The sequence below is a fragment of the Plantactinospora endophytica genome, assembly GCF_016862915.1.
Taxonomy (GTDB): domain Bacteria; phylum Actinomycetota; class Actinomycetes; order Mycobacteriales; family Micromonosporaceae; genus Plantactinospora; species Plantactinospora endophytica.
On sequence record NZ_BONW01000021.1, the window covers coordinates 414,181 to 432,434 of the forward strand.

The window sequence follows — 18,254 nt, forward strand, 5'->3', positions numbered from 1 at the left end:
ACCCCTCAGCTGACCGGGCCGCCGAAGGCCTCGATACGGTCACCGTCAGCCAGCTTCACCATCGCCCGCTTGGTGTTCTTGCGCTTGCCGTACCCGGTGCGGGTGCGCTTGCGCTTGCCCTCGCGGTTGAGGGTGTTCACCGTCAGGACGCGCACGTCGAAGATCTGCTGAATCGCGATCTTGATGGCGGTCTTGTTGGCGTCCGGGTGCACCAGGAAGGTGTACCAGTTCTTGTTCAGCTCGCTGTAGCTCTTCTCCGAGACGACCGGCGCGAAGATGATGTCCCGCGGGTCGGCGATGGTGCTCACTTCTCGCTCTCCTCACCCTGCGCCCCACCACGGACACCCAGGAACTCGTCCAGGGCCTCCTTGGTGAAGACCACGTCGTCGGCCACCAGCACGTCGTACGTGTTGAGCTGGCCGACCTCCAGCAGGTGCACGCGGGCCTCGTTGCGCAGCGACAGCCAGTTCAGCTCGTCGGTGCTGTTGAGAACCACGAGCACCCGCTTGGCCTCGGTCGCCTTGCGCAGCGCGGTGAGGGCCGCCTTGGTCGACGGCTTGTCGCCGGAGACGAAGGTCTCGACCACGTGCACCTGGCCGCCACGGGCCCGGTCCGAGAGGGCGCCACGCAGCGCGGCGGCCTTCATCTTCTTCGGGGTCCGCTGGCTGTAGTCGCGCGGGACCGGCCCGTGCACGACGCCACCGCCGGCGAACTGCGGCGCGCGGATCGAGCCCTGCCGGGCCCGACCGGTGCCCTTCTGCTTGTACGGCTTCTTGCCGCCACCGGCGACCTCGCCGCGGGTCTTCACCTTGTGCGTGCCCTGCCGCGCGGCGGCGAGCTGGGCGACCACGACCTGGTGCATCAGCGCGATGTTGGCCTGTACGTCGAAGACCTCGGCCGGCAGTTCGACGGAGCCGGTCTTGGTGCCCTCGGCGTCCAGCACGTCAACGGTGGTCACTTGGCCGCACCGCCCTTCTTCGCGTCGGCCTTCGCCGCCGAGCGGACCAGCACCAGCGCGCCCTTGGGGCCGGGGATGGCGCCGCGGACCAGCAGCAGGTTGTTCTCCGGGTCCACCGCCTGGATGGTGAGGTTCTGCACGGTGAACCGCACCCCACCCATCCGGCCGGCCATCCGGACGCCCTTGAAGACGCGGCCCGGGGTGGCGCAGGCGCCGATCGAGCCCGGCGAGCGGTGCTTGCGCTCGACACCGTGGCTGGCGCGCAGGCCGTGGAAGCCGTGCCGCTTCATGACACCGGCGAAGCCCTTGCCCTTGGTCCGGCCGGTCACGTCGATCGGCGCGCCCACGGGGAACGCCTCGACGCTGACCTCCTGGCCCAGCTCGTACTCCTCGGCGTCGGCGGTGCGCAGCTCGACGATGTGCCGGCGCGGCGCCACGTTCGCCTTGGCGTAGTGGCCGGTGATCGGCTTCTTGACCTTCCGGGGGTCGATCGCGCCGTACGCCAGCTGGACCGCGGAGTAGCCGTCCTTCTCAGCGGTGCGGACCTGGGTCACGACACACGGTCCGGCCTGCACCACGGTCACCGGGACAACCTTGTTGTTGTCCCAGACCTGGGTCATGCCGAGCTTGGCGCCCAGGATGCCCTTCACTTGCCTGTCCATTAGTCCGGTCCCTACAGCTTGATCTCGATGTCGACGCCAGCCGGCAGGTCGAGGCGCATGAGCGAGTCGACCGTCTTCGGGGTCGGGTCGATGATGTCGATCAGACGCTTGTGCGTGCGCATCTCGAAGTGCTCACGCGAGTCCTTGTACTTGTGCGGCGAACGGATCACGCAGAAACGGTTGATCTCCGTGGGCAGCGGCACCGGGCCCGCGACCTGAGCCCCGGTACGCGTCACCGTCTCAACGATCTTGCGCGCCGAGGAGTCGACCACCTCGTGGTCGTACGCCTTGAGCCGGATGCGGATCTTCTGTCCCGCCATGGTGGCCTCTGTTCCTTCTCTCGCCTTGTCCGTCCCGCCCGCCCGCTCCAGCGGAGCCGCTGTCCCGGAGGGAAGCGGGATGTGCCATGCCGGGCTCGGGCGCTGCCCAGTTCCCGTGCTGTCCGACCCCCGCGGTCGGGCGTGTCGCACCCCGGGGCCGGACTCCACCCCGGAAAGTCCGAGGCGGTCCCGCCCGTGCGGGAAGTATCGGGGCGCCGGACGTAGATCAACTACCTCCGGACGCCCAGCAAGGGTGGTTGACTGCTGGGCAGCCAACCACCCCGCCGGTACGCAACCTGACCAGTATGCCGTACTACCGCACGGCAACGCTAATCGGGGTTACCTGAATTACTTGATTACTTCACGATCTTCGTGACGAAGCCCGCGCCGACCGTACGGCCACCCTCGCGGATCGCGAACTTGAGGTTTTCCTCCATCGCGATCGGCTGGATCAGCTTCACGGCCATCGTGGTGTTGTCACCCGGCATGACCATCTCGGTGCCCTCGGGCAGCGTGACGACGCCGGTGACGTCCGTGGTCCGGAAGTAGAACTGCGGACGGTAGTTCTGGAAGAACGGGGTGTGCCGGCCACCCTCCTCCTTGGAGAGGATGTAGACGGTCGCCTCGAACTCCGTGTGCGGGGTGGTGGTGCCGGGCTTGACGACCACCATGCCGCGCTCGACGTCCTCGCGCTTGATGCCCCGGAGCAGCAGACCGACGTTCTCACCCGCACGGGCCTCGTCGAGCAGCTTGCGGAACATCTCGATACCGGTGCAGACCGTCTTCTGCGACTTCTCGCGGATACCGACGAGCTCCACCTCCTCGTTCGGCTTGAGGATGCCGCGCTCGGCGCGACCGGTGACCACGGTGCCCCGACCGGTGATCGTGAAGACGTCCTCGATCGGCATCAGGAACGGCTTCTCGGTCTCCCGCTCCGGCTGCGGAATGGCGGTGTCGACAGCGCTCATCAGGTCCATGAGCTTGTCGGTCCACTCCGGGTCGCCCTCGAGCGCCTTCAGCGCCGAGACCCGGACGACCGGCAGGTCGTCACCGGGGTACTCCTGCGCCGACAGCAGCTCGCGGACCTCGAGCTCGACGAGCTCGAGCAGCTCCTCGTCGTCCACCATGTCGCTCTTGTTCAGCGCCACGACGATGTAGGGAACGCCGACCTGGCGGGCCAGCAGCACGTGCTCGCGGGTCTGCGGCATCGGGCCGTCGGTCGCCGCGACCACCAGGATCGCGCCGTCCATCTGCGCGGCACCGGTGATCATGTTCTTGATGTAGTCGGCGTGACCGGGGCAGTCGACGTGTGCGTAGTGCCGCGCCTCGGTCTGGTACTCGACGTGTGCGATCGAGATCGTGATACCGCGGGCCTTCTCCTCCGGCGCCTTGTCGATCTCGTCGAACGGCGTGTACGGGTTCAGGTCCGGCATCTTGTCGTGCAGGACCTTGGTGATGGCCGCCGTCAGCGTCGTCTTACCGTGGTCGATGTGACCAATGGTGCCGATGTTGACGTGCGGCTTAGTCCGCTCGAACTTCGCCTTCGCCACTGGTGTCCTCCTGTGGACTTCTTGGTTCGTACGCCCGGCACGCCATTCGGCGCTCAGGACTCTGTCGACAGCCTTTCCGACCGAGGGTTCCCGGACGGGAAGTCATGTGGGTCTTGCGGCGGTGAAACCTTCAGGCCCGGTCTCGCAGCCCGGCCCGTGGGCGCCGCGGGCGAGATTACCCGCCCGCAGCACTCGCGGTATCACCGGCCCGGCCACGGGTCAGTGCGCGTTTCCGCTCACTCACCCGTCGCCTTCGCGATGATCTCCTTCGCCACGCTCGCGGGAACTTCGGCGTAGGAGTCGAACTGCATGCTGTAGCTAGCCCGGCCCTGGGTCTTCGACCGCAGGTCGCCGACATAGCCGAACATCTCCGACAACGGCACCAGGGCCCGGACGATGCGAGCGCCGGAGCGCTCCTCCATCGCCTGGATGATGCCTCGGCGGGAGTTGAGGTCGCCGATCACGTCGCCCATGTTCTCCTCGGGCGTCGTTACCTCGACGGACATCATCGGTTCGAGCAGTGCCGGATCGGCCTTGCGGGCCGCGTCCTTCAGCACCATCGAACCGGCGATCTTGAACGCCATTTCCGAGGAGTCGACCTCGTGGTACTGGCCGTCCAGCAGGGTGAGCTTCACGCCCACCAGCGGGAAGCCGGCGAGGATGCCGTACTGCATCGCGTCCTGGGCACCGGCGTCCACCGACGGAATGAACTCCCTCGGGATCCGCCCACCGGTGACCGCGTTCGCGAACTCGTACGTCGGCGAGTCGTTGTCCAGCGGCAGCGGTTCGAGGCTGACGATGACCCGGGCGTACTGACCCGAACCACCGGTCTGCTTCTTGTGGGTGTACTCGACCTTCTCCACCTTGCGGCGGATGGTCTCCCGGTACGCCACCTGCGGCTTGCCGATGTTCGCCTCGACGTTGAACTCGCGGCGCATCCGGTCCACCAGGATGTCCAGGTGCAGCTCGCCCATGCCGGAGATGACGGTCTGGCCGGTCTCCTCGTCGAGCTTGACCCGGAAGGTCGGGTCCTCCTCGGCGAGCCGCTGGATGGCGGTGCTCAGCTTCTCCTGGTCGGCCTTGGTCTTCGGCTCGATCGCGACCTCGATGACCGGCTCGGGGAAGGTCATCGACTCCAGGATCACCGGGTTGGCCGGGTCGCAGAGGGTGTCGCCGGTGGTGGTCTGCTTGAGACCCTGCACCGCGATGATGTCGCCAGCCTGGGCCGAGCTGCGCTCTTCCCGCTTGTTGGCGTGCATCTGGTAGATCTTGCCGATCCGCTCCTTGCGGTCCTTGGTGGAGTTGATCACCTGCGATCCGGACTCCACCGTCCCCGAGTAGACGCGGACGTAGGTCAGCTTGCCCAGGTGCTTGTCAGTCTGGATCTTGAACGCCAGCCCGGAGAACGGCTCCTTCTTGTCCGGCTTCCGCTGCAACGGGGTCTCGCCGTCGGTGGCGGTGCCCTCGATGGCCGGGATGTCCAGCGGCGACGGCAGGAAGTCCACCACCGCGTCGAGCATCGGCTGGACGCCCTTGTTCTTGAAGGCCGAGCCGCAGAGCACCGGGTTGGCCTTGCCACCGATGGTGGCCCGCCGGATGGCGGCCTTGATCGCGTCGACGGAGAGTTCCTCGCCCTCGAGGTACTTCTCCATCACCGAGTCGTCGACGTCGGCGAGCGTCTCGATCAGCTTCTCGCGCCACTCGGCGGCCAGGTCCGCGAGGTCGGCCGGGATCTCCTCGACCGCGTAGTCCTCGCCCTTCTGGGTCTCGCCGCGCCAGGTCAGCGCGCGCATCCCGATCAGGTCGACGACGCCGATGTGGTCGCCTTCGAGGCCGATCGGCACCTGCAACACCAGCGGGGTGGCGTTGAGCCGCTCGATCATCATCTGCACGCAGCGGAAGAAGTCCGCCCCGGTCCGGTCGAGCTTGTTGACGAAGCACATCCGGGGGACGTTGTACTTGTCGGCCTGACGCCAGACGTTCTCCGTCTGCGGCTCCACACCGGCGACACCGTCGTAGACGGCCACCGCACCGTCGAGCACCCGCAGCGACCGCTCGACCTCGACCGTGAAGTCGACGTGGCCGGGCGTGTCGATGATCTGGATCGTGTGGCCCTTCCACTCACACTTGGTGGCGGCGGAGGTGATGGTGATCCCCCGCTCCTGCTCCTGTTCCATCCAGTCCATGACGGCAGCGCCCTCGTGGACCTCACCGATCTTGTAGGTGATGCCGGTGTAGAACAGGATCCGCTCGGTGGTAGTGGTCTTACCGGCATCGATGTGCGCCATGATGCCGATGTTGCGTACGTTGGCGAGCGCGTCTGCGGCGGCCACTTCAATCCCTACTTGTCGTCTCGTCGTCGTCGATGTGATCGCGACCGTTGCCGGGCCCCGGCGCGGCGGACCGCGCCGGAGCCCGGATGGCCGTTACCAGCGGTAGTGCGCGAAGGCCTTGTTGGACTCGGCCATCTTGTGGGTGTCCTCACGCCGCTTGACGGCGGCGCCAAGACCGTTGCTCGCGTCGAGCAGCTCGTTCATCAGCCGCTCGACCATCGTCTTCTCCCGACGGGCGCGGGAGTAGGTGACCAGCCAGCGCAGGCCGAGCGTGGTGGCACGCTGCGGCTTGACCTCGACCGGCACCTGGTAGGTCGCGCCACCGACCCGGCGGCTGCGCACCTCCAGGGTCGGCTTCACGTTGTCCATCGCCCGCTTGAGGGTGACCACCGGGTCGGTGCCGGACTTCTCCCGGCAGCCCTCCAGGGCCTCGTAGACGATGCGCTCGGCGAGCTGACGCTTGCCGCGCAGGAGGATCTTGTTCACCAGCTGGGTGACCAGCGGCGAGTTGTAGACCGGGTCGGCGACCAGCGGCCGGCGCGGAGCAGGGCCCTTACGCGGCATGTCAGCTCTTCTCCTTCTTCGCGCCGTAACGGCTGCGGGCCTGCTTGCGGTTGCGGACACCCTGGGTGTCCAGCGAACCGCGGACGATCTTGTAGCGCACGCCCGGAAGGTCCTTCACCCGGCCGCCGCGGACCAGGACGAGGGAGTGCTCCTGGAGGTTGTGCCCGACGCCCGGAATGTAGGCGGTCACCTCGATCTGGCTGCTGAGCTTCACCCGAGCGACCTTGCGCAGCGCGGAGTTCGGCTTCTTGGGGGTGGTGGTGTACACGCGCGTGCACACGCCGCGCCGCTGAGGACTCCCCTTCAGCGCCGGCGTCTTGGTCTTACTCGTCTTCGCCTGGCGGCCCTTGCGGACCAACTGCTGGATCGTGGGCACCGGGTTTTCCGCTCCCTTCGGCCGCCTGTCTGCGACCGCGCCGTGTGTCTTTAGCCCCCCGTGCGGGCGGCTCTCCTACCTTCCAACCAGGGCCGTCAGGTGACGGTCCCGGCACCCGCGGTCGGGCGTGTCGCCCGCTCGCGGTTTCCCGTCGTCGCTCGTCGACGCCGGATTCCAGCTCGTCGGCACGCTGGGGCGTAGCCGACTCGTTTCGACTTTGTCGTGACGTTGCTCGATTGCCACCATGTGGGCTCGGGCACACGCACGAGTTGCCCGGGCAAGCCCGGGCACGAGAGGAAAGAGTACCTACCGTGAGTGGGCACGTCAAAACTGGACTCAGGGAGGTTGTCCACCAACCCCCGGCGAGGCCCGGATCTCCGCGTCGCTCCCGACAAGCACTGCCGGTTTTCAAGTGTACCGGCTGATCTCAGGATCGGCCCGTCGGCCCGGCAACCCGACAGCCGCCCGCCCCAGCCGCCGCCGCGCCGGCACTCAGGCCAGTTGCAGCAGCACCGCCACGGCCACCGCCAGCACGGTCAGCGCGAGACCCACCCCGGCACAGACCAGCCCGGAGATGGCCAGCCCTCGGCCGGTGAACCGGACCGGTGGCGCCGTACCGGCCGACGCCGCGCCGCCGGCCGCCCGGCGACGCCACGGCCAGGCGGCCGTACCGGCGGGCGAGGTCTGTCGGCGGCCCAGCTCGCCGAGCAGTACCCCGGCCACCCCGAGCAGCCCGGCGAGCACCGCGAAGGCGCCGGCCACCCAGCCGCCCCAGCCACCCGAGACGCCGACGAGCCCCAGGCATCCGCCGGCGAGGGCGACGAGCACCGAGCCGATCCCGGTGACCAGCGAGGCCACCGCCGGCCCCGAGGTGACCGGAGCCACGTCGAGATAGACCAGGCCGAACGGCGTACCCGGCACCGTGTCCACCCGGCTCGGCGAGCGCAGCGACTCCCGGGGCGGCGCCGGCACCGCCGCCGGTCCGGCACCGCCGGCCCCGCTCGGCCCGCCATGCGGCCCGGCCGTTCCGGGGTAGCCGGCCGGGGCGCCGCTCGGCACCGCGACCCGGAGCGGCTCCGCCACCGGGTACGCGGTGACCGGCGGCGTACTTCCCGCGGCCGGGACCGGCCCCCAGGCGGATATCGCCGGCACCGGGGACCCGGACGGGCTCGGACCGGAGGCCACCGGGGTCACCGGGCTCGGACTGGAGGTCGCCGGGCTCGGGGTCACCGGGTTCGGAGCGGTCGACGACACCGTCGCATCGGGCGGCAACGTGTACGAGGGCTCGTGGTGGCGAGACTCCTGCCCGGCGGGCTGCTGCCCCGGCGTCCCGTCCGCCGCGCGCTCCACCCCGGGTGGCTGCGCCTCCTCCGTCACGAAACTCCCCCTGAGAACCACCGAAGAACCACCGAGCCGCCGACCACGGCGGGAGCGACCGGCCGACCGGTTCCGCCGATCGGACCCGACACGTCGTGCCAAGGTCAGGTTACCGCCGCGCGGCCAGTTCCCACCCGCCCGGTTACGTCCGATGGCCCGGCTCGCCGATGATCGCCCCGGGCGGCCGGGGCATCGCCCGGTCGACCCCGGCTGCCGGAGCCGCTCAGTCGACGCCCGGCGCGAAGTCCTGGCCGACCGAGCCGTTCGCCAGGTTGACCACGCCGATGATCGTCGCGGCCACCACCGAGGTCGCGGCCAGCACCAGGCCGGCCCAGGCCATCCGCTCACCGCGCCGCAGCCAGGCGGCACCGGTCAGATAACCGCCCGAGGCGTACGCCTCGCGGCGGGCCTGCCGGGCCAGCAGCATCGCCATCGTCGCCGGCACGATGCCCCCGACGAGTACACCGGTCAGCAGCGCCACCAGGCCGAGGGCGAAGACCGCCCGCGACTTGGTGGAGCGCACCGGATCCGGGTCGAGCGGATGGCGGGTCACCGGACCGGCGGCCGGCATCGTCGTCACCACGTCAGCCTACCCAACCCGACACCCGGCGCCGGAAAAGCGAGACGCCCCGCTCGTCGTCGAACGACGGGCGGGGCGTCTGGCCGTGTTGCCTAGCGGTACGACCCGAAGTCGAAGTCGTCCAGCGGAACAGCCTGGCCGCTGGCCGGCCCGAACCCGTAGTCGGTCTCCGGGTAGCCGGTCATCGAGTAGACCTTGGCCTTCGCCTCCTCGGTCGGCTCGACCCGGATGTTGCGGTACTTGCTGATGCCCGTACCGGCCGGGATGAGCTTACCGATGATGACGTTCTCCTTGAGACCGATCAGCGAGTCGCTCCGGGCGTGGATCGCCGCGTCGGTGAGCACCCGGGTGGTCTCCTGGAAGGACGCCGCCGACAGCCACGAGTCGGTGGCCAGCGACGCCTTGGTGATACCCATCAGCACCGGCCGGCCTGCCGCGGGCTCGCCGCCCTCGGAGACGAGTCGGCGGTTCTCCGACTCGAACAGCGCCCGGTCGACCAGCACACCCGGCAGGAACTCGGTCGCGCCGGAGTCGATCACCGTCACCCGCTTGAGCATCTGGCGGATGATGATCTCGATGTGCTTGTCGTGGATGAGCACACCCTGCGACCGGTAGACCTCCTGGACCTCCTGGGTCAGGTGGACCTGGACCGCCCGCGGGCCGAGGATCCGCAGCAGCTCGTGCGGGTCGATGGTGCCCTTGGTGAGCTTCTGACCGACGTCGACGTGGTCCCCGTCGTGCGCCTGGAGCGGCACCCGCTTGGAGATCTTGTCGTACACGATCTCGTCGCTGCCGTCGTCCGGCACGACGATGATCTTGCGCGACCGCTCGCCGTCCTCGATCCGGATCCGGCCCGGGGTGTCGGCGATCGGCGCCTTGCCCTTCGGGACCCGGGCCTCGAAGATCTCCTGGACCCGGGGCAGACCCTGGGTGATGTCCTCACCCGCGACACCGCCGGTGTGGAAGGTACGCATCGTGAGCTGGGTACCCGGCTCACCGATCGACTGGGCGGCGATGATGCCGACCGCCTCGCCGACGTCCACGGTCTTGCCCGTCGGCAGCGAGCGGCCGTAGCACGCACCGCAGACGCCGAGCTTGGACTCGCAGGTGAGCACGCTGCGGACCCGTACGCTGTCCACCCCGGCCGCCACGATCTTGTCGACCAGGATCGTGTTGATGTCCGCACCCCGCTCGGCGACCAGGTTGCCGTCGGCACCCTTGATGTCGTCGGCCAGGGTACGCGCGTGCACGCTGGTCTCGACGTGCTCGTGCGCCACCAGCCTGCCGTCGAGCTGGGTCGCGATCTGCATCGGGATCGCGCGGTCGGTGCCGCAGTCCTCCTCGCGGATGATCACGTCCTGCGAGACGTCCACCAGACGACGGGTCAGGTAACCCGAGTCGGCGGTACGCAGCGCGGTGTCGGCGAGACCCTTCCGGGCGCCGTGCGTGGAGATGAAGTACTCCAGCACGGAGAGGCCCTCCCGGTAGCTGGCCTTGATCGGCCGCGGGATGATCTCGCCCTTCGGGTTGGCCACCAGACCACGGATCGCGGCGATCTGGCGGAGCTGGAGCAGGTTACCGCGGGCACCCGAGTTGATCATCTTCCACAGCGGGTTCTCCTGCGGCAGCGCGGTCTCCATCTCCTTGGCGACCTCGTTGGTCGCCTTGGTCCAGATCTCGATGAGCTCGCCGCGACGCTCCTCGGCGGTCATCAGACCCCGCTGGTAGTCCTTGTCGATCCGCGCGGCTTCCTTCTCGTACCGCTCCAGGATCTCCCGCTTGCGCGGCGGCGCGATGACGTCCTCCATGCCGATCGTCACGCCGGACCAGGTGGCCCAGTGGAAGCCGGCCTCCTTGAGCCCGTCGAGCGTCGCCGCCAGAGCCACCTTCGGGAACCGCTCGGCGAGGTCGTTGACGATCGCCGAGAGCTGGCCCTTGCGGATCTCGTAGTTCACGAACCGGTAGCCGACCGGCAGGGTCTCGTTGAAGAGCACCCGGCCGAGCGTGGTCTCCACGGTCAGCGGCTCGCCCTGGGTCCAGCCCTCGGGCGCGGTCCAGCGCTGCGCGCCGGCCCCGTTGTCCACCTCGACCACACCACGCAGCCGGATCTTCACCGGGGTCTGCAGGTGCAGCTCGCCGTTGTCGAAGGCCATCCGCGCCTCGGCGTCCGAGCTGAACACCCGACCCTCGCCGATCTCACCCGGGGTGAGGTGGGTGAGGTGGTAGAGACCGATGACCATGTCCTGGGTGGGCATGGTGACCGGCTTGCCGTCGGCCGGCTTGAGGATGTTGTTCGACGAGAGCATCAGGATCCGGGCCTCGGCCTGCGCCTCGGCGGACAGCGGTACGTGCACCGCCATCTGGTCGCCGTCGAAGTCCGCGTTGAACGCGGTGCAGACCAGCGGGTGGATCTGGATCGCCTTGCCCTCGACGAGCTGCGGCTCGAATGCCTGGATGCCCAGCCGGTGCAGGGTCGGCGCCCGGTTCAGCAGAACCGGGTGCTCGCCGATGACCTCTTCCAGCACGTCCCAGACGACCGGCCGCTGCCGCTCGACCATCCGCTTGGCGGACTTGATGTTCTGCGCGTGGTTGAGGTCGACCAGCCGCTTCATCACGAACGGCTTGAACAGCTCCAGCGCCATCTGCTTGGGCAGGCCGCACTGGTGCAGCTTGAGCTGCGGGCCGACCACGATGACGGAACGACCGGAGTAGTCGACCCGCTTGCCCAGCAGGTTCTGCCGGAACCGCCCCTGCTTGCCCTTGAGCATGTCGGAGAGCGACTTCAGCGGCCGGTTACCCGGACCGGTGACCGGCCGACCACGCCGTCCGTTGTCGAACAGCGCGTCCACGGCCTCCTGGAGCATCCGCTTCTCGTTGTTGACGATGATCTCGGGTGCGCCGAGGTCGATCAGTCGCTTGAGCCGGTTGTTCCGGTTGATCACGCGGCGGTAGAGGTCGTTCAGGTCCGAGGTCGCGAACCGGCCACCGTCGAGCTGCACCATCGGGCGCAGGTCCGGCGGGATCACCGGTACGCAGTCCAGCACCATGCCGAGCGGCGAGTTGCGGGTGTTCAGGAACGCCGCCACGACCTTGAGCCGCTTGAGCGCCCGGATCTTCCGCTGGCCCTTGCCGGTACGGATGATCTCGCGGAGGTTGTCGGCCTCGGCGTCCAGGTCCATGTTCTGGACCAGCGCCTTGATCGCCTCGGCGCCCATCCCACCGGTGAAGTACTCGCCGAACCGGTCCCGCAGCTCGCGGTAGAGCAGTTCGTCGGTGACGAGCTGCTTCGGCTCCAGCTTGCGGAAGGTGTCCAGCACCTCGTCGAGGCGGTCGATCTCGCGCTGGGCCCGGTCGCGGATCTGGCGCATCTCGCGCTCTCCGCCCTCCTTGACCTTGCGCCGTACGTCCGCCTTGGCACCCTCGGCCTCCAGCTCGGCCAGGTCGGCTTCGAGCTTGGCGGCCCGCTTCTCGATCTCCGAGTCGCGGCTGTTCTCGGCCTGCCGCTTCTCGGCGAGGATCTCGTTCTCCACCGTCGACAGGTCACGGTGCCGCGCCTCCGTGTCGACGCTGGTCACCACGTACGACGCGAAGTAGATGATCTTTTCGAGGTCCTTCGGCGCCAGGTCCAGCAGGTAGCCCAGCCGGCTCGGCACACCCTTGAAGTACCAGATGTGCGTGACCGACGCGGCCAGCTCGATGTGGCCCATCCGCTCACGCCGCACCTTGGAGCGGGTCACCTCGACGCCGCAGCGCTCGCAGATGATGCCCTTGAACCGGACCCGCTTGTACTTACCGCAGTAGCACTCCCAGTCCCGCTGCGGGCCGAAGATCTTCTCGCAGAAGAGCCCGTCCTTTTCCGGCTTCAGGGTGCGGTAGTTGATCGTTTCAGGCTTCTTGACCTCGCCGTGCGACCACTGACGGATGTCGTCAGCGGTAGCCAGGCCAATCCGCAACTCGTCGAAGAAGTTGACGTCGAGCACGTTATATGTCCCTCGTGTCGTGTCGTTTCGTTGCTAACACCCGGGGCCGGGGTCTGGGGCGGCTCAACCCGCGGAGGGATCAAGCCTGACCTCGCGGATTCCGGCACGCCCGCTGCGCGTCGCGCCCCGGAACCCGCGCCGGAGCGGGTTGAGCCGCCCCAGACCCACCGTGCCCACCTACACCTCTTCGACCGAGCTCGGCTCACGCCGGGACAGGTCGATGCCGAGTTCCTCCGCGGCCCGGAAGACCTCGTCGTCGGTCTCGCGCATCTCCAGGGCCACACCGTCGCTGGAGAGCACCTCGACGTTGAGGCACAGCGACTGAAGCTCCTTGAGCAGCACCTTGAAGGACTCCGGGATGCCCGGTTCGGGAATGTTCTCGCCCTTGACGATCGCCTCGTACACCTTGACCCGGCCGAGTACGTCGTCGGACTTGATCGTCAGCAGTTCCTGGAGCGCGTACGCGGCGCCGTACGCCTGCATCGCCCAGCACTCCATCTCGCCGAACCGCTGGCCACCGAACTGCGCCTTACCACCCAGCGGCTGCTGCGTGATCATCGAGTACGGGCCGGTCGACCGAGCGTGGATCTTGTCGTCGACCAGGTGGTTCAGCTTGAGGATGTAGATGTAGCCGACCGCGATCGGGTCGGGCAGCGGCTCGCCGGAACGTCCGTCGAAGAGCTGCGCCTTGCCGCTCGCGCCGATCAGCTGCTTGCCGTCCCGGTTGGGCAGGGTCGACGAGAGCAGACCGGAGATCTCCTCCTCCTTGGCGCCGTCGAAGACCGGCGTCGCCACGTTGGTGTCCGGCTCGGACTCGTGCGCGTCGATCGAACGCAGCGCCCGCTTCCACTCGGCGTCGTCACCCTCGACCTGCCAGCCGGTCTTGGCGACCCACCCGAGGTGGGTCTCCAGCACCTGGCCGATGTTCATCCGGCTCGGCACGCCGAGCGGGTTGAGCACGATGTCGACCGGGGTGCCGTCCTCCAGGAACGGCATGTCCTCGACCGGCAGGATCTTGGAAATGACGCCCTTGTTGCCGTGCCGGCCGGCGAGCTTGTCACCGTCCTGGATCTTCCGCTTCTGCGCCACGTAGACCCGGACCAGCTCGTTGACGCCCGGCGGCAGCTCGTCGCCGTCCTCCCGGCTGAACGTCCGTACGCCGATGACCGTGCCGGTCTCGCCGTGCGGCACCTTCAGCGAGGTGTCCCGGACCTCGCGCGCCTTCTCGCCGAAGATCGCGCGGAGCAGCCGCTCTTCCGGGGTCAGCTCGGTCTCGCCCTTGGGCGTGACCTTGCCGACCAGGATGTCCCCGGTGACGACCTCGGCACCGATCCGGATGATGCCGCGCTCGTCGAGGTCGGCGAGCATTTCCTCGCTGACGTTCGGGATGTCGCGGGTGATCTCCTCCGGACCGAGCTTGGTGTCCCGGGCGTCGACCTCGTGCTCCTCGATGTGGATCGAGGTGAGGGCGTCCTGCTGCACGAGGCGCTGCGACAGGATGATCGCGTCCTCGTAGTTGTGGCCCTCCCACGGCATGAACGCGACCAGCAGGTTGCGGCCGAGCGCCATCTCGCCGTCGTCGGTGCACGGACCGTCCGCGATGACCTGGCCGGCCTCCACGCGGTCGCCCTCGAAGACGACCGGCTTCTGGTTGACGCAGGAGCCCGCGTTGGACCGGCGGAACTTGTGCAGCAGGTAGGTACGCCGGTGGCCGTCGTCCTGGTGCACCGTCACGTAGTCGGCGCACAGGTCCTCGACCACGCCGCCGACCTCGGCGACGACCACGTCACCGGCGTCGACCGCGGCCCGGTATTCCATGCCGGTGCCGACCAGCGGCGACTCGGCCTTGACCAGCGGCACCGCCTGGCGCTGCATGTTCGCGCCCATCAGTGCCCGGTTGGCGTCGTCGTGCTCGAGGAACGGGATCATGGCGGTGGCGACCGACACCATCTGGCGCGGCGACACGTCCATGTAGTCGACCGCGGTGGGCGCGACGAAGTCGACCTCACCGCCCTTCCGGCGGACCAGGACCCGGTCCTCGGCGAAGGTGCCGTCGGCGCGCAGCGCGGTGTTGGCCTGCGCCTTGACGAACCGGTCCTCCTCGTCGGCGGTCAGGTAGTCGATCTGGTCGGTGACCCGACCCTCGACCACCTTCCGGTACGGCGTCTCGATGAAGCCGAACGGGTTGACCCGGCCGAAGGTCGACAGGGCGCCGATCAGGCCGATGTTCGGGCCTTCCGGCGTCTCGATCGGGCACATCCGGCCGTAGTGCGACGGGTGCACGTCCCGGACCTCGAAGCCGGCCCGCTCCCGGGACAGACCACCCGGGCCGAGCGCGCTCAGCCGGCGCCGGTGGGTCAGGCCCGCCAGCGGGTTGGTCTGGTCCATGAACTGGGAAAGCTGCGACGTACCGAAGAACTCCTTGATCGCCGCCACCACCGGACGGATGTTGATCAGGGTCTGCGGCGTGATCGCCTCGACGTCCTGGGTGGTCATCCGCTCCCGGACGACCCGCTCCATCCGGGAGAGGCCGACCCGAACCTGGTTCTGGATCAGCTCGCCCACGGTACGGAGCCGGCGGTTGCCGAAGTGGTCGATGTCGTCGGCCTCGTAGCCCTCCTCACCGGCGTGCAGCCGGCAGAGGTATTCCACGGTGGCGACGATGTCGTCCTCGGTCAGCGTGCCGGTGTTGATCGGCACGTCGACTTCGAGCTTCTTGTTGAACTTGTATCGGCCGACCTTGGCGACGTCGTACCGCTTCGGGTTGAAGAAGAGGTTGTCGAGCAGGGTCTGGGCGTTCTCCCGCGTCGGGGGCTCGCCCGGCCGGAGCTTGCGGTAGATGTCGAGCAGCGCCTCGTCCACCCCGGCGATGTGGTCCTTCTCCAGGGTGGTCATCATCAGCTCGGACCAGCCGAACCGCTCGCGGATCTGCTCGTTGGTCCAGCCGATCGCCTTGAGCAGGACGGTGACGGCCTGCCGGCGCTTGCGGTCGATGCGGACACCCACGGTGTCGCGCTTGTCGATGTCGAACTCCAGCCAGGCACCCCGGCTCGGGATGACCTTGACGCTGGAGAGGTCGCGGTCGGAGGTCTTGTCCGGCTGCTTGTCGAAGTAGACGCCCGGGGACCGGACGAGCTGGCTGACCACCACGCGCTCGGTGCCGTTGATGATGAAGGTGCCCTTCGGCGTCATCATCGGGAAGTCACCCATGAACACCGTCTGGCTCTTGATCTCGCCGGTGGTGTTGTTGGTGAACTCCGCGGTCACGAACAGCGGGGCACAGTAGGTCAGGTCCTTCTCCTTGCACTCCTCGATCGAGGCCTTGACCTCGTCGAAGCGCGGCGCGGAGAAGGAAAGCGACATGGTGCCGGAGAAGTCCTCAATGGGACTGATCTCGTCGAGGATCTCGGCGAGACCCGATCGAGCGTGCGGGTCGTCGGCCGACCGGCCCTGCCAAGCCTCGTTGCCGACCAGCCAGTCAAACGACTCGTTCTGGATGGCGAGGAGGTTGGGGACCTCGAGGTGTTCGGTAATCCTGCCGAAGGAGATTCGGCGGGGCGCGAAAGCGCTCGACGTACGACTGGTCTTCGCAGGGCGGGAAGCTGCCAAGATGCGTCCTTCCGAGGACCGGTGCTGCTAGATGCGGCTGTCACGCGTGCACTCCAATGGCCCCACTCCAAATATCCATAATCGGACATTCCGAGCAGGGGTCAAGTCGGAAGGCAGCGCAAACTAGCAGTGTAGCCGAGCGGCTAACCGCTGTCCAGCCCACCACGGCAGGGCGTTGCAGAACGTGTCGCCAACCTTCGGCTGGCGCGCGCCGAGCGCGCTCAACACGTCCCGCACGCAACCCGCTAGGCCCCGTGATCACCAGCGGCTCGTGGTGCTGCCGTGGCTGTTACCCAGGTGTCGGCCGTCGCAAGCGCGGAAGGTCTTGCTGATGTCAGCGTGCCTGCCGCTTCGTGCCGCGTCAAGGGCTGATGCCCGGGTCGGGTGACGTCTTTGGCCGGGTCGCCATCCGGGGGTGTCCGCCCGGCCGCCCGGACGACAGCCGTCCGAGCCGCCAAAGCCCTGATCATCGACGGTCGCAGCCTGTCAGCGGACGGAGACGGGCGGCGATCCGGCGCCGGATCGCCGCCCGTCGGCGGTACTGCTGTGCGTCAGCTCACTTCGCGGACGCGGTCGCCTCCGGCAGTCCGTACCCCGCGAACCCCGCTCGGCGGAACGGAGCACGGATCGGGTACGGACCGCACGGCGGCGACGTGGAGCGGAACTACTTGAGGGTGACCTTCGCGCCCTCGGCCTCGAGCTTGGTCTTGGCCTTGTCGGCGGTCTCCTTGTTGACCTTCTCGACGACGGCCTTCGGCGCGGCCTCGACGAGGTCCTTGGCCTCCTTCAGGCCCAGGCCGGTCAGCTCACGCACGACCTTGATGACCTGGATCTTCTTGCCGCCGTCAGCCTCCAGGATGACGTCGAACTCGTCCTGCTCCGGCTCGGCCTCGGCGGCCGGGGCCGCCGCGCCGCCCTGAGCGACGGCCACCGGCGCGGCGGCGGTCACGTCGAAGGTGGTCTCGAACTGCTTCACGAACTCGGAGAGCTCGATCAGCGTCATCTCCTTGAACGCGTCGAGCAGCTCGTCGGTGCTGAGCTTCGCCATGGTGTCTGGCGTCCTTTCCTAATTCCTACACGAATATCGGGGTTACCGGAGGGCTGACCGCTCAGGCGGCCTGCTCCTCCTTCTCACGCTTGTCCTGCAGGGCAGCCGCCAGGCGGGCGGTCTGCGCCAGCGGCGCCTGGAACAGGGCAGCGGCCTTGCTCAGGCTGCCCTTCATCGCGCCGGCCATCTTGGCCAGCAGCACCTCGCGGGACTCGAGGTCGGCGAGCTTGTTGACCTCGTCAGCGGTGATCGCCCGGCCCTCGAAGACGCCACCCTTGATGACGAGCTTCGGGTTGGCCTTCGCGAACTCCCGCAGACCCTTCGCCGCCTCGACCACGTCTCCGGAGACGAAGGTCAGCGCGGTAGGACCGGTGAACAGCTCGTCGAGCCCGGCAATGCCAGCGTCCGTCGCGGCGCGCTTGGCCAGCGTGTTCTTCGCCACCTCGTAGGTCGTGTCCCGACCGAGCGAGCGGCGTAGCTGGGTCAGCTGGGAAACCGTCAGACCGCGGTACTCGGTCAGCACGGTGGCCCCCGAGTTACGGAAGTACTCGGTGAGCTCGGCGACGGCGGTGGCCTTGTCGGCCCGAACCGGCTTGTCCGCCATGTCCCTCCTCTCTCATTGCTCCAGGCTGGTCACGCCCCGAACGGCCGTCGGCGCGATCGGTTGCCCGGGCGGGATCGGAGGTTCCGCCACAACGAGAGAAGCCCCGGCGCAGGGCGCACGGGGCGGGATGGGTCGTGCGGACACGACCTGGCACGCTACCGTCTCTCCCTGCGCGGGCCGCCCGTCGAGCGGGACCTTCGACCGTGCCGGGGCACGGTGACCAGCGGTCTCTGGGTAGAACGTCGGCCAAGCAAGCTTGACCGAAATACCAGAGTACGGTATGCCGGCCGAGA

The 18,254-nt window shown here is 68.3% G+C and carries 14 protein-coding genes; all 14 read right to left on the reverse strand.

From position 1 onward, the window contains the following. Positions 1 to 5: 5 nt before the first annotated feature. The 14 genes from rplW to rplJ all read right to left on the reverse strand — a co-directional run bounded on the left by rplW (position 6) and on the right by rplJ (position 17,961). The gene (gene rplW, locus Pen02_RS22895) at positions 6 to 308 is read right to left on the reverse strand and encodes a 50S ribosomal protein L23 (protein WP_101368144.1); all 303 of its coding nucleotides are present in this window, start codon (positions 306 to 308) and stop codon (positions 6 to 8) included. Beyond that, the gene (gene rplD / locus Pen02_RS22900) at positions 305 to 958 is read right to left on the reverse strand and encodes a 50S ribosomal protein L4 (protein ID WP_203868115.1); all 654 of its coding nucleotides are present in this window, start codon (positions 956 to 958) and stop codon (positions 305 to 307) included. Before rplD ends, rplW begins: the two co-directional genes overlap by 4 nt. Continuing rightward, on the reverse strand, positions 955 to 1,620 hold the full coding sequence (gene rplC / locus Pen02_RS22905; RefSeq protein WP_203868116.1) for a 50S ribosomal protein L3: 666 nt from the start codon (positions 1,618 to 1,620) through the stop codon (positions 955 to 957). The genes rplD and rplC overlap by 4 nt, the downstream gene beginning before the upstream one ends. Positions 1,621 to 1,631: 11 nt before the next feature. Continuing rightward, entirely contained in the window at positions 1,632 to 1,940 is a 309-nt protein-coding gene (gene rpsJ / locus Pen02_RS22910; protein WP_007073037.1) for a 30S ribosomal protein S10, read from the reverse strand. 356 nt (positions 1,941 to 2,296) lie between these two features. Beyond that, positions 2,297 to 3,490, reverse strand: coding sequence for an elongation factor Tu (gene tuf / locus Pen02_RS22915; protein WP_203860672.1), 1,194 nt, complete (start codon positions 3,488 to 3,490; stop codon positions 2,297 to 2,299). Positions 3,491 to 3,726: 236 nt separating this feature from the next. Continuing rightward, positions 3,727 to 5,823, reverse strand: coding sequence for an elongation factor G (fusA, locus tag Pen02_RS22920; protein WP_203868117.1), 2,097 nt, complete (start codon positions 5,821 to 5,823; stop codon positions 3,727 to 3,729). Between the two features lie 93 nt (positions 5,824 to 5,916). Further along, complete coding sequence (gene rpsG, locus Pen02_RS22925; RefSeq protein ID WP_101368149.1) at positions 5,917 to 6,387, reverse strand: 30S ribosomal protein S7; 471 nt, start codon at positions 6,385 to 6,387, stop codon at positions 5,917 to 5,919. 1 nt (position 6,388) lies between these two features. Continuing rightward, positions 6,389 to 6,763: a 30S ribosomal protein S12 gene (gene rpsL, locus Pen02_RS22930; RefSeq protein ID WP_101368150.1), complete on the reverse strand. Its 375-nt coding sequence runs from the start codon at positions 6,761 to 6,763 to the stop codon at positions 6,389 to 6,391. A 492-nt stretch (positions 6,764 to 7,255) separates the two neighbouring features. After that, positions 7,256 to 8,140 carry a hypothetical protein gene (locus Pen02_RS41925; RefSeq protein ID WP_239141103.1) on the reverse strand — a complete coding sequence of 295 codons (885 nt, stop codon included), beginning with the start codon at positions 8,138 to 8,140 and terminating at the stop codon, positions 7,256 to 7,258. A 223-nt stretch (positions 8,141 to 8,363) separates the two neighbouring features. Further along, the gene (locus Pen02_RS22940) at positions 8,364 to 8,711 is read right to left on the reverse strand and encodes a hypothetical protein (RefSeq protein ID WP_203868270.1); all 348 of its coding nucleotides are present in this window, start codon (positions 8,709 to 8,711) and stop codon (positions 8,364 to 8,366) included. 101 nt (positions 8,712 to 8,812) lie between these two features. After that, entirely contained in the window at positions 8,813 to 12,700 is a 3,888-nt protein-coding gene (locus Pen02_RS22945; protein WP_203868118.1) for a DNA-directed RNA polymerase subunit beta', read from the reverse strand. 177 nt (positions 12,701 to 12,877) lie between these two features. Then, positions 12,878 to 16,309, reverse strand: coding sequence for a DNA-directed RNA polymerase subunit beta (gene rpoB / locus Pen02_RS22950; RefSeq protein ID WP_203868119.1), 3,432 nt, complete (start codon positions 16,307 to 16,309; stop codon positions 12,878 to 12,880). Between the two features lie 664 nt (positions 16,310 to 16,973). Then, a complete protein-coding gene (gene rplL / locus Pen02_RS22955; protein ID WP_203868120.1) occupies positions 16,974 to 17,357 on the reverse strand; it encodes a 50S ribosomal protein L7/L12 in 384 nt (127 codons plus the stop codon). 61 nt (positions 17,358 to 17,418) lie between these two features. Further along, positions 17,419 to 17,961 (reverse strand): 50S ribosomal protein L10, encoded by a 543-nt coding sequence (gene rplJ / locus Pen02_RS22960; RefSeq protein WP_203868121.1) that lies wholly within the window; start codon positions 17,959 to 17,961, stop codon positions 17,419 to 17,421. Between the last annotated feature and the right edge of the window lie 293 nt (positions 17,962 to 18,254).